At 47.4% G+C, this 12,173-nt stretch carries 8 protein-coding genes and 1 tRNA gene; 7 read left to right on the top strand and 2 right to left on the bottom strand.

The window, feature by feature from the left end; genetic code table 11:
* Positions 1–28 precede the first annotated feature (28 nt).
* Positions 29–985: a DNA-binding protein YbiB gene (gene ybiB / locus ACO0KY_RS18860; RefSeq protein WP_423048671.1), complete on the top strand. Its 957-nt coding sequence runs from the start codon at positions 29–31 to the stop codon at positions 983–985.
* A gap of 120 nt (positions 986–1,105) precedes the next feature.
* On the opposite strand, the gene ACO0KY_RS18855 is transcribed toward ybiB, so the two are convergent.
* Entirely contained in the window at positions 1,106–3,376 is a 2,271-nt protein-coding gene (locus ACO0KY_RS18855; protein ID WP_423048669.1) for a TonB-dependent receptor, read from the bottom strand.
* Positions 3,377–3,801: 425 nt separating this feature from the next.
* Here ACO0KY_RS18855 and ACO0KY_RS18850 point away from each other — a divergent pair, with 425 nt between their 5' ends.
* From ACO0KY_RS18850 to ACO0KY_RS18825, 6 genes are all read left to right on the top strand, one after another.
* A complete protein-coding gene (locus ACO0KY_RS18850; protein WP_423048667.1) occupies positions 3,802–5,001 on the top strand; it encodes an NAD(P)/FAD-dependent oxidoreductase in 1,200 nt (399 codons plus the stop codon).
* Positions 5,002–5,279: 278 nt separating this feature from the next.
* Complete coding sequence (rpsU, locus tag ACO0KY_RS18845; protein ID WP_005877634.1) at positions 5,280–5,492, top strand: 30S ribosomal protein S21; 213 nt, start codon at positions 5,280–5,282, stop codon at positions 5,490–5,492.
* A 136-nt stretch (positions 5,493–5,628) separates the two neighbouring features.
* Positions 5,629–6,075, top strand: a complete 447-nt coding sequence (locus ACO0KY_RS18840; protein ID WP_423048665.1) for a GatB/YqeY domain-containing protein — start codon at positions 5,629–5,631, stop codon at positions 6,073–6,075.
* A 40-nt stretch (positions 6,076–6,115) separates the two neighbouring features.
* On the top strand, positions 6,116–7,909 hold the full coding sequence (gene dnaG / locus ACO0KY_RS18835; protein WP_423048663.1) for a DNA primase: 1,794 nt from the start codon (positions 6,116–6,118) through the stop codon (positions 7,907–7,909).
* Between the two features lie 1,226 nt (positions 7,910–9,135).
* Entirely contained in the window at positions 9,136–11,295 is a 2,160-nt protein-coding gene (rpoD, locus tag ACO0KY_RS18830; protein ID WP_390312654.1) for an RNA polymerase sigma factor RpoD, read from the top strand.
* 157 nt (positions 11,296–11,452) lie between these two features.
* Positions 11,453–11,530, top strand: a tRNA-Ile gene (locus tag ACO0KY_RS18825).
* Positions 11,531–11,641: 111 nt separating this feature from the next.
* Here the strand turns inward: ACO0KY_RS18825 and ACO0KY_RS18820 are convergent.
* Positions 11,642–12,173, bottom strand: a 532-nt coding sequence (locus ACO0KY_RS18820) for an integrase core domain-containing protein (protein ID WP_423048661.1), incomplete at its 5' end; no start/stop codon positions are given.

Genomic DNA, 12,173 nt, shown 5'->3' with positions numbered 1-12,173 from the left:
TAAAGACAAACACACTCTTGAAAAGGGCATGGCATCATTTCCTGCGGCACATCTGATCAAAGAAATTGGCAGGGGCAAAGACGGCGCCCGCAGTATGGGGCGGGACGATGCCCAAGCTTTGTATGAGGCGATGTTGGCTGGACGAGTTTCTGACATGGAGCTTGGGGCGATATTATTGTCCATGCGAATCAAGGGCGAATCGATAGATGAAATTGCCGGTTTTCTGGATGCAGCTAAGAGCTTTATCATGCCGCTGACTGCGCCTGTTGATACCGCTTATGCGCCAGTGATTATCCCGAGTTATAACGGCGCTCGTAAAAAAGCAAATCTCACGCCTTTACTGGCTTTGCTTCTTGCGCGTCGGGGAGTGCCAGTGCTGGTGCACGGTGTAACGAAGGATGCCGGACGGGTAACTACAGCAGAAATTTTTTCTGAATTACGCATTCAGAAATGTGAAACCGTAGAACAAGTCAGTGTCCAAATGGCTGCGCAGCAGCCAGCATTTGTTGCCATTGAAACTTTATCACCATCGATGTCGGGCTTGCTGAATTTGCGACGAATTCTGGGGGTCAGAAATTCGACTCACACTCTGGTTAAATTATTGCAACCATTCGATTCGCCTGCGTTGCGTTTGAATTCTTACACGCATCCTGAGTATTTGCAGATGTTGCAGGACTATTTTTCTACTCATCAGAATCCGCTTGAGGGAGATGTGTTCTTGATGCGCGGCACGGAAGGTGAAACGGTCGCCAGTACAGGGCGTGCGCAACGCATAGATTGGTTTAGTGATGGGGTGGGAAGAACGCTTTTGGATAAGCAGGATAATTTGGCGGGTGGCACACCCGAAGCGCCGGATAGCATTGACGCTCAAGCGACGGCAAACTGGATTTCTGCCGTGCTTGCGGGACGCATCGCCGTTCCTGAAAACATAGAGCGGCAAGTTGGATTTTGTATTGACGTCGCGAGACAAATAAAGATGCGCTGATGTCCGATGGGAGTGCCGTATCTAGGAGATTAGCATTGAAGTCAATAAAAAACGCGCCAGACTCATCATCTGGCGCGTTTTGATTTATTGCTACTTCTATTTAAGCAAATCTAAACCAAATTAGAAGTTTGCTTTGAATTGAACACCGTAGCTGCGTGGCTCGTTCAAAATACCTGTCAGGTTATTGAAGTCAATCGCTGCAATAACTTGTTGCTTGTTGGTGATGTTGCGACCGTAAGCAGCCAATTCATATTTACCGTCAGCCCATTGATAGCCAACACGCAAACCGCCTTCTAACAAAGATTTCGCTTTGTATTCAGCTGCTTCATACAAGAACATGTTGTAGCTGTCTTTGTATGCCCAGTCTGTCACAGCGTACAAAGTGCCTTCGCCAATTTGTGTTGTGTATTTCAATGTGAAGTTACCTACCCATTTAGGTGCGCGTGGGAGTGGATTACCGTTGATTGCAGCTGTGCCTTTGAATGGGCCAGCTGGGTTAGTGACGGTACAACCGTTACCGCAAGCAGCAACGAACAGGTTAGGGTCCTTGATCTGAGTGTCGTTGTAGCTGACGCCCACAGTAGCTTTCCAGTTACGGTTCAGGTTAGCTTGACCATCAATTTCAAAACCTTGACCTGTTGCTTTGTCAGCATTCACCAGTTTATTCTGGTTCACGCCACCGCTACCTGCTGTCAGTTGCAGATCTTTTGCTGTGTACTGGAATACTGTTGCGCTGATACGAGCAGTGTTATCCAGAATGTCTTTTTTGATACCAGCTTCGAAGGACAAGTTCTTTTCAGATTGCGCAACAGAGATGCTGTCACCAAACAAGACGCGACCTTGAATACTTGGTGCACGATAGCCAGTTGCAACACGAGCGAACAAGTTCGTTGACTTATCCATTGCGTAGCTGCCGCTCAAATCCCAGGTTACATTGCTCGCGCTAGGATTAGCTGTCAGGACTGGCGTGCCACCCAAGCTGATATCTTTGCCGGGCGTCCATTGACGCTGCGCATCAAAATCTTTGCTGTCTTTGGTGTAACGCATACCAGCGCGAACTTTAAACTGATCGTTCACTGCATAGTTGACAGAGCCGAATGCAGCATAAGACTTAGCATTTTGATGTTGAACAGCATAACCATCTTGAACGTTACCACCCAAAGTGTTGAAGTCAAAACTATCAACCTGGATTTTTTCGTTGAAGTAGTACAAGCCAGCAATCCATTGCAGTGGATCTTTTGTGCTTGACTCTACACGAACCTCTTGAGTGATTTGACGCAGATTTGGCAAGCCATCGGCTGTTTCAGCAGTGAATGGAATAAAGCCAGGACCCATAGGTAGTGCATAAGATGCACCGTAGCCACCGTCAACGTCTGCACGGCTATAGAACTTTGCTTTGTCGTAGCCAGTGATCGAGTGGACTGTCAGACCTTCAAGATCCCAACGCAAATGTGCATTGACGCCTGAAGAAGTCAGAGTTTGTTTATTAATACCATCACTTGGGTAAGTACCATAATCAAAACCTGGCACTAGATCGTTAGTACCTTTTTGAATAATGTTGGCGCGGAACAATGTTGCGTTGCCTGCCATGTCACGACCATGCAAATTGAACAGAGCGCTAAAGCCGCTGTTTTTGTACAGGAACTGCACGCGTGCTGCATTGTCGTGGTAGCCTTCAAATGTCTTAGTACCTGTGCTCAAAGGATTGGTCACGCGGTCATTACGGCTTTGACCCTGACCGGAGATGCGCATTGCCCAATCTTGATTCAGAGGGACGTTAACTGCACCTTCCAGATTGATCGCGCCATAGTTACCGTAACCAACGCTGCCGTAGCCTTCGAATGTACGGGTTGGTTTGGCAGAGTCAAATTTGATGACGCCTGCCGGGGAGTTACGGCCAAACAATGTACCTTGTGGGCCGCGCAATACTTCAACCTGATCAACGTCAAATACCGGGAAACCTTTGAGGATCGGGCTTTCTTGGACGATGTCATCGTAGATCAAGCCAACTGGCTGAGATGCATTTAAGTCGAAATCGGTATTGCCCAGACCACGGATGTAGAAACGTGGGAAAGAGCGACCGAAATCTGATTCGATATTCAAGCTAGGTACGCGTGAAGACAAGAAGCGAATATCTTGACCGTTGGCACCGTAGGTGTCGAGTGCATCGCCTTTAATTGCTGAAATAGACATCGGTACTTCTTTGATGTTTTCAGCGCGGCGGTTAGCGGTAACGATGACCGTTTCCAACTTCGTACCATCGTTGCCCGAAGCTTCTGGCTTCGCTTCTTGTGCTAATGCCGCATGCATAGGAAATGCAGTGCTTACTGCCACAGCGATCAGGGTGCGTGTCGCGCCCTTAAATAGCTGCTTTGAAGAATAGTTGCGCATGAAATTAATCCCAAAGGTGAGGTTTGTCCAAATAGAGGATCTTTTTAGTGCAAAAAAAATTTAATCCAGGGGGAGAATAAAAAATTTTGCTTTTTAAAATCGGATTGCGCAAACGTTTGCGTAATCGTTGATTAGTTATCTCTTTTTGCGGAAAACAAGTCAATAATTTCTTCTATATTGAATTCAATTTGCTAACGAAAATGCACGAAATGTTGTGTTTTTCAAACAGCGTTATCGTTCTATACATATAAGAATTTCATGCTTGTTTTTGGTGCAGATTTAACTAAGGGCGGCAGTATAGATGAAAATGGGTGGTGCGTGATTTAGGCTTTCCTCTAAATTATATGTATTTTGATGCAATCGCAAATATGTCGCAGGCTTATCCGCTACAATCTTGCCCTGATTTTGATGAAGGCAATACCATAATGAATAAGCAATTTGATGTTGCCGTGATCGGTGCTGGCGCCGCCGGAATGATGTGTGCCGCCGTCGCTGGGCAGCGTGGCAAGCGCGTGGTATTAATTGATCATGCCAGCCGATTGGCTGAGAAGATTCGAATTTCTGGCGGTGGTCGCTGCAACTTCACGAATTTGCATGCTGGCCCGGCAAATTTTTTATCAGAGAATCCTCATTTCTGTAAAAGCGCGTTATCGCGTTACACCCCACAAGATTTTTTGTCGCTGATGAAACGTCATGGCATCGCCTGGCATGAAAAGCACAAGGGGCAGTTGTTTTGTGATGACAGTGCGGAAGATATCATTCGCATGTTGAAAGCCGAATGTGATGCGGGCAAGTTTCAATGGCGCATGCCTTGTGCTGTTGATGATGTGTCACCAGCTGAGGGTGGTGGCTACGTGCTCAAAACGTCGTCTGGGGAAATTTCTGCAGAAAACGTCGTGATCGCCACTGGTGGCTTATCTATTCCAAAAATCGGTGCGACTGATTTTGCGCACAAGATTGCGCGTCAGTTTGGTATTAAAGTGATAGAGCCGCGCCCAGCGTTGGTACCTTTGACGTTTGACACAAAATCCTGGGAGCCATTTGTACCTCTTTCTGGCATCTCACTAGAAGTAGATATAGAAACGGGTGAGAAAAAATCAAAAATTGTTTTCCGTGAAGATTTGCTCTTTACACATAAAGGCCTGTCGGGCCCCGGCGTGCTACAGATTTCCAGCTATTGGCAGCCCGGCACACCAATCAGAATTAATTTGTTGCCAGAATTAGACGTTGCAGAAGATTTAATTCAAGCTAAAACTATGACCAAGAAAAATCTGGCTAACTATTTAGCGCAATACTTACCGGCAAGACTGGTCGATGGCTTGCTGGCGGCGCATGGCTTTGATGGTGATTTAAAAATTCCGGATATGCAGGACAAACGGCTGCGTGCCTTGGGCGAGAAGTTGAATCGATGGGAATTGGTGCCAGATGGATCCGAAGGTTATCGCAAGGCTGAAGTGACTCGCGGCGGAATTGATACGCGGGCGCTGTCGCAGCAAAGCATGATGGCGACTAAAGTGCCAGGTTTATATTTTATTGGCGAGGCAGTTGATGTGACTGGCTGGCTGGGGGGATTTAACTTCCAGTGGGCATGGGCATCGGGTAGTGCTGCAGGAGCGGCGTTGTAAAATCGCCGAAAATTGTTTAACTAAAATTAAGTGGCAATTCGCTATTATACTGGTAGGGGGTATATTTTTAAGTCTAGATTATATCTGGACAATTCAAGCATTTTGCTTGATACTCCCAACCTTAATTTAAAAATACTGGCAAGAAGTGTTGACTTTCTAAGTTTATTGGCAAGGCAGATTAAAGTTTTTGCGTAAGATTTAATCAGATTCCTTCCCATAAATCAAAAATCCTGTTACTATCTCTGTCTTCCTATAATCTTTCAATGGTTTGAACTTACATGACCACAATTCGCCTTAAAGAAAACGAGCCGTTCGAAGTCGCCATGCGCCGCTTCAAGCGCACTATCGAAAAGACCGGTCTGTTGACCGAATTGCGCGCTCGCGAGTTCTACGAGAAGCCAACTGCAGAACGCAAACGTAAGCTGGCAGCAGCCGTTAAGCGTCACTACAAACGCATTCGTAGTCAGCAATTGCCTAAGAAAATGTATTAATTCTGATGTTGTATCTGGCTAAGCCAGGTGCGATGTTGAATAGTGCTACTTAGGTTTTGCATGCCCGCTCCGGTCAGCCGCAGCGGGCTTTGTTGTTTTTATCTGATTCAGTTTCCCAGGTTAAAAAGGTAAGTATATGAGCTTAAAAGACCAAATCACCGACGACATGAAAGCCGCAATGCGTGCGAAAGAAGCGGGCAAATTGGGCACGATCCGTTTATTGACTGCTGCGATGAAGCAAAAAGAAGTCGATGAGCGCGTTGAGTTGGATGATGGCATGATCCTGGCAATCATTGAAAAAATGATCAAGCAGCGCAAAGATTCTATCCAGCAATTTGAAGCAGGTGGTCGTCAGGATTTGGCTGATATCGAAAAAGCCGAATTGGCGGTGTTGTCCACTTATATGCCTGCTGCATTGTCTGATGAAGAAGTGCAAGCTACCGTTGCTGCCGCAGTTGCTGAAACGGGCGCTGCTGGCCCGCAAGATATGCGTAAAGTGATCGACGTACTCAAAGTCAAACTGGCTGGCCGCGCTGATATGGGTAAAGTATCTGGCTTGGTCAAAGCCGCCCTGACTCGATAATTTTGCTCCATTGCAGAAGCCGCACGGCTGGTAATCAGCGTTGATACCGCAAAGTTTTATCCAGGACTTACTCGCCCGCGTTGATATTGTCGACGTGGTGGGTAAGTACGTCCAGCTCAAAAAAGGTGGCGCAAACTACATGGGTTTGTGCCCCTTCCATAATGAAAAATCCCCCAGTTTTACCGTCAGCCCGACCAAGCAGTTTTATCATTGCTTTGGTTGCGGTGCGCATGGCAGTTCCATCGGTTTTTTAATGGAATATTCCGGGCTGAGTTATGTCGATGCAATACGCGATCTGTCGCAGAGTAACGGTATGATTGTTCCCGAAGAAGATCGTATGCTGCCAGCGCAACGCGCTGAAGTGACGGCTAAAAGTCTGGCCTTATCAGAGGTTATGACTAAAGCAGGGGACTACTACAAGCAACAGTTACGCACAGCCCCGCAAGCGATCGCTTACCTTAAAAAACGTGGTTTGACCGGTGAAATCGCCGCACGTTTTGGTTTGGGATTCGCACCAGATGCCTGGGATGGCTTGCGCTCGGTTTATGCTGATTATCAGGCACCAGAGCTGGTCGAAGCGGGGCTGGTGATTGATAAAAGTGAAGAAGAAGGCGGCGGTCGCAAACGTTACGATCGCTTCCGTGATCGTGTCATGTTCCCTATTCGTAACACTAAAGGTCAAATTATTGGCTTTGGTGGGCGGATTATGGAGCAGGGTGAGCCCAAATATCTGAACTCGCCGGAAACCCCTTTGTTTCAAAAAGGCTATGAGTTGTATGGCCTGTTTGAAGCGCGTCAATCGATACGTGAAGCGGGTTATGTCCTGGTGACCGAGGGTTATATGGATGTGGTGGCGCTGGCGCAGATGGGATTTCCGCAAGCAGTCGCGACGCTTGGCACGGCATGTACACCTACCCACGTGCAAAAATTATTGCGTCAGACCGATCACGTTATTTTTAGTTTTGATGGCGATAGCGCTGGCCGTCGCGCTGCGCGTCGTGCGCTGGATGCTTGTTTGCCACACGCGAATGACGATAAGTTTATTAAGTTCCTCTTTTTACCTGCTGAGCATGATCCAGATAGTTTTATCCGTGAGTTTGGTGCGGATGCTTTTGAGCAGCAGGTGCATGATGCCATGCCTTTATCGCAATTTTTTATGCGTGAGATGGTAGGCGATAATGATCTGAATTCGGCCGAGGGCAGGGCGCGAACCCAATTCGATGCAAAACCTCTGTTGCAAGGCATGCAGCCTTCTGGCTTACGTTTACAAATCGTCAGAAATCTCGCGCAGCTGACGCAAACCACACCGGCAGAAATTGAAGCTTTGTTTGAGCTGGCGCAGCCGGTTGCGCGCGTCAAATTGGCACCACCGCGTTCTAAGCGTAGTGCGCCAGTCGGGCTGGAGCGTCAGATTATGCGTATTTTGGTTGCGTATCCAGCTCTTTCAGCGATGCTTGATCAGTCTTTATTGGCTGAGGCTGCCGTGCTGGCGCCAGATGGTGCTGCGATGTTGATGCAGTTAGTCACAATCGCGCAAAGCATGGGTGAAGGCGCGCAATTCGCAGCACTCGCTGAGCAGCTCAAAGCAGTTAGTCAGGATTATGACGGTTTGATCGCCGAAGTCGCTGAGCAAGCGGATACCGATCCTGATCTGGTTAAATTGGAATTAACTGGCGCAATCCGGCAAATCCGTTCGCAGGCGCTAAAAAGTGAAGCGGAACGATTGGTTGCGTCCGGATTGCGTACTGATGAGGACAAGGCGCGTTGGCGTGAAATCATGCAATTGCAGGAACTCTTGCGTCAACAGGCAGTCACAGAGGCTGGCACTCGTTAGTTTTTCGCTTGAAATTAACTGTTGCAAGATGAATCTAACTAAGCAGAAAATTTTCATTTAAGTAAGTTTTTGTCTTGCAAGTCGCGCCTGAGTTGGTGGCGGAATGTGAAATTTTCAAGAGCTATCTGAATAAAAATTGCCTATTTTTTTATCAGTTTAGTTGTCGTTTGTCTAGCTTTGGGCTAGAGAATCGCTTGACAGCATGCTATAATTAAAGGCTTATGATTCAAGGTCTTAGGTTGTTTCATTTCGCGCAAAATTGTCTAATTGCGGCGAAATGTGTTGTTTAGGTGAGCGAAATGCTCCTCCGAGTAACCCAAAACACTGGCGCTGAGTCTCGGGAAGTCTGAAACAAATATGGATTTGCACTGCATGCAGATGAGTCCTTCTGTCGGCGAGGCATTTCTTTTTTGTGCATTTTGTTATGTGCGCATGCAGGCGACTTTCTCAGTTCCAGATGGTTTGATTCAATGGCTAGCGCAATGAAGAAACCCGCGAAAACACTGACGCCCGCGGCAGTTGTAAAAACTGCAACCAAGGTGTCTAAAAATGCAAGCATCGCCCCTGCAGCAAAGACAGTCAGTAAAACAGCAGTAGCCAAAGCAACAAGTGTTGACGTAAAAACGCAATCCAAGGCAGCAGGTAAAACTGCAACCAAGACTGCGGCGAAGCCAGCAACCAAATCAACTGCCAAGCCAGTCTCTGCGGCTGTTCGCAAGCTTGCAACACCGGTCGTCGCTAAGCCCGCCACCAAGGTCGCCGAGAAAAAGGCAATACCCGTGAAAGCCGCAGCAAAATTGAGTCCGGCAGCAACAAAAGCCGTTGGCAAAATAGAGGTTGCGAAAGACATTAAAGCGCCTAAAGTGAATAAGGCGGCTGAAACCGTAGCAACACCGAAGGCGACGAGTAAGTCAGGTGTGGCAACAATTAAGCCAGTTGCAAAGACAGTCAGTGATGCCGCAAAGAGTGCATCAGACAAAAAAACGCAAATAAATGAAGTGGCGACCAAGACGCCATCTCGAGTCAAAAAAAGTGATGAGAAAATTGCGGAAGTCGCAACTCATCAGATTGCTGGTAAGCAAACACGAATTGAAGCTGATTCGTCTGAAGCAAACCCAGCGGTATCCGCAACATCGAAAGCTTCCGTGACAACTAACAAAACCGATTCAAAGACAGTGACTAAGCCTACCAAGAAATCAGCGAAAGCTGCTCCTGAAGTTCAGGAAATCAAGACTGGATCTGCACCGACCGTCTCGCAGACGACCGATGCTGCGGTATTAGCCGCAATTGATACGTCTGGTTATGTTTTACCAGGTGTGAAAGTGCCTGGCCGTCGCGGACGCAAACCAAAAGAATATCAGCCTGAAAATGAAGAAATTGCAGCATTGAACGCGGTTGAACGCGCTGAGATGAAAGCAATTGATAAGGCAAAGGCGAAAGATCGTAAAGCTAAAGAAAAAGCGCTCTTGAAAGACGCGTTTTCTTCTGATCCTGAAGCGACCGAAGAAGAACTAGAACGTCGCCGTCAAAAACTCAAAACCCTGATTAAACTCGGTAAAGATCGCGGCTACTTAACGTTTGCGGAGATCAACGATCACTTGCCAGAAAACGTTGTCGATCCAGAAGCGATCGAAGGCATTATCGGTACGTTTAACGATATGGGTGTCGCGGTTTATGAGCAGGCGCCAGATGCAGAAACCTTGCTGTTGTCAGATAACGTCGTTACTGTTACGACCGATGATGACGAAGTAGAAGCCGCCGCTGAAGCCGCTTTGTCCACCGTCGATTCTGACTTTGGTCGTACTACCGATCCAGTGCGTATGTACATGCGCGAAATGGGCTCGGTAGAGTTGCTGACACGCGAAGGCGAAATTGTCATCGCCAAGAAAATCGAAGAAGGCCTGAAAGACATGATTCAGGCGATTTCTGCGTGTCCGACCACGATTGCAGAAATCCTCGCAGCAGCAGAAAAAATCGCTGCCGATGAAATGAAAATCGATGAAATCGTTGATGGTTTGGTCGATCCAAACGCCAACGACGAACCTGCTCCTGTCGTCGTCGCTCCAGTATCCGATGAGGATGAAGAGGATGAAGAAGACGAAGAAGACGAAGAGGAAGAAGATGACGACGGTGGTGCCGCAGGCGCAGCCGCCATCTCTGCTGAACAGTTAGAGCAAATGAAGCGTGATGCGTTGGCAAAGTTTGAAATCATTGCCACCAACTTCGACAAAATGCGCAAGTCTTACGAAAAAGAAGGCTACAACTCTAAGTCTTACGTCAAAGCGCAAGAAGCGATTTCTAACGAATTGCTCGGGATTCGCTTTACGGCCAAAGTCGTTGAAAAATTATGCGACACCTTGCGCGGTCAGGTCGACGAAGTGCGCCATATTGAGAAGCAAATTCTGGAAGTTGCAGTCAATCGCTGCGGCATGCCACGTTCACACTTCATCAAAGTATTCCCAGGTAATGAAACCAACCTGAAATGGGTGGAAGGCGAAGTGAACTCCGGCCATTCCTACAGCGCAATCCTGGGTCGTAACGTACCCGCTGTGCAGCAGTTGCAACAAAAATTGATCGACCTGCAATCGCGCGTTGTATTGCCGTTGCCAGATCTGCGCAATATCAACAAGCGCATGTCTGCTGGTGAAATGAAAGCCCGTAAAGCCAAGCGCGAAATGACCGAGGCTAACTTACGCCTGGTTATTTCTATCGCAAAAAAATACACGAACCGCGGTCTACAATTCCTCGATCTGATCCAAGAAGGCAACATCGGTTTGATGAAGGCCGTGGATAAGTTTGAATACCGTCGTGGTTACAAATTCTCGACCTATGCCACATGGTGGATTCGTCAGGCGATCACCCGTTCCATCGCCGATCAGGCGCGCACCATCCGTATCCCTGTGCACATGATAGAGACGATCAATAAAATGAATCGTATCTCACGTCAGATTTTGCAAGAAACAGGCGTAGAGCCAGATCCTGCAACGCTGGCGATCAAGATGGAAATGCCAGAAGACAAAATCCGCAAGATCATGAAAATCGCGAAAGAACCGATTTCCATGGAAACCCCCATCGGTGACGACGATGATTCTCACCTCGGCGATTTTATCGAAGACAACCACACCTTGGCACCAGCTGATGCAGCGCTGCACGCATCGATGCGCAACGTTGTCAAAGACGTGTTGGATTCCTTAACGCCACGCGAAGCCAAGGTATTGCGTATGCGTTTTGGCGTAGAAATGTCGACCGATCACACACTGGAAGAAGTCGGTAAACAATTCGACGTCACCCGCGAGCGCATCCGCCAAATAGAGGCAAAAGCACTGCGCAAATTACGTCACCCATCGCGCTCAGACAAGCTCAAGAGCTTCCTCGAAGGGAATTAATGTTGTATAATTGGCGCTGATTTTTTTAGCGCCAATGCGTCTTTTTGCGCCGATTTTTCGGAGTAAATGATTTGTAGTAGCGAACGGTTTTTATTATTTTTTTTAGTTTCTCTAAACAGAAAACCTAATCAAAAAAATAGAAAACGTGAAGAAAAATGGGCCTCTAGCTCATGTTGGTTAGAGCAGCGGACTCATAATCCGTTGGTACCGTGTTCGACTCACGGGAGGCCCACCAGAATTTTAGTAATTGAATCAAGCCCTTACGAGAATTCGTCAGGGCTTTTTTCATTTCTGTGCCCCCTAAAATCATTCGAAAACTGGCCTTTGCCGTGTAAACCTCCCCCAATCAGTGCCATGTATTACTAGAGTTTTGAGGTTGATGAAATAATCGGTATTCAACAGGTGTCATCCCGTTGAGAGAATCATGTGGACATTGCTCGTTGTAATCGTTCATCCACAATTCTGTTCTTTCTTTGACCTCCTGCAAGTTCTTAAAAACATACATATCTAACACCCCTTGGCGGTAGCTGCGGTTGAAACGTTCAATGAAGCCATTTTGCATAGGTCTACCTGGTTCAATAAACTCCAGATGAACATCATGCTTTTGCGCCCAATCAGCTAAAGTGGCTGAAATAAATTCAGGTCCGTTGTCCATTCTGATCTGTGCCGGAAAGCCACGCCATGCAACGATACGCTCCAGCACCCGTACTACACGGGACGCAGGTAAATTCAGATCCACTTCAATCGCTAATACTTCCCGATTAAAATCATCGACCACATTAAACGTACGAAAACGCCTGCCACACCATAACGCGTCACTCATAAAATCAATTGACCAACTCTTGTTGATTTCCCCAGGTACTGCCAATGGCTGCGGG

Source organism: Undibacterium sp. Dicai25W (genome assembly GCF_049340505.1).
GTDB lineage: Bacteria > Pseudomonadota > Gammaproteobacteria > Burkholderiales > Burkholderiaceae_D > Undibacterium > Undibacterium jejuense.
Note: the sequence above shows the minus strand (reverse complement) of the source record. Positions and strands in the feature narration are given on the sequence as shown.

What these genes read in the sequence shown, in the direction of transcription:
- rpsU (WP_005877634.1), top strand. Translation starts at nt 5,280, where the DNA reads ATGACCACAATTCGCCTTAAAGAAAACGAGCCGTTCGAAGTCGCCATG.
- ybiB (WP_423048671.1), top strand. Translation starts at nt 29, where the DNA reads ATGGCATCATTTCCTGCGGCACATCTGATCAAAGAAATTGGCAGGGGC.
- ACO0KY_RS18840 (WP_423048665.1), top strand. Translation starts at nt 5,629, where the DNA reads ATGAGCTTAAAAGACCAAATCACCGACGACATGAAAGCCGCAATGCGT.
- ACO0KY_RS18855 (WP_423048669.1), bottom strand. Translation starts at nt 3,376, where the DNA reads ATGCGCAACTATTCTTCAAAGCAGCTATTTAAGGGCGCGACACGCACC.
- ACO0KY_RS18850 (WP_423048667.1), top strand. Translation starts at nt 3,802, where the DNA reads ATGAATAAGCAATTTGATGTTGCCGTGATCGGTGCTGGCGCCGCCGGA.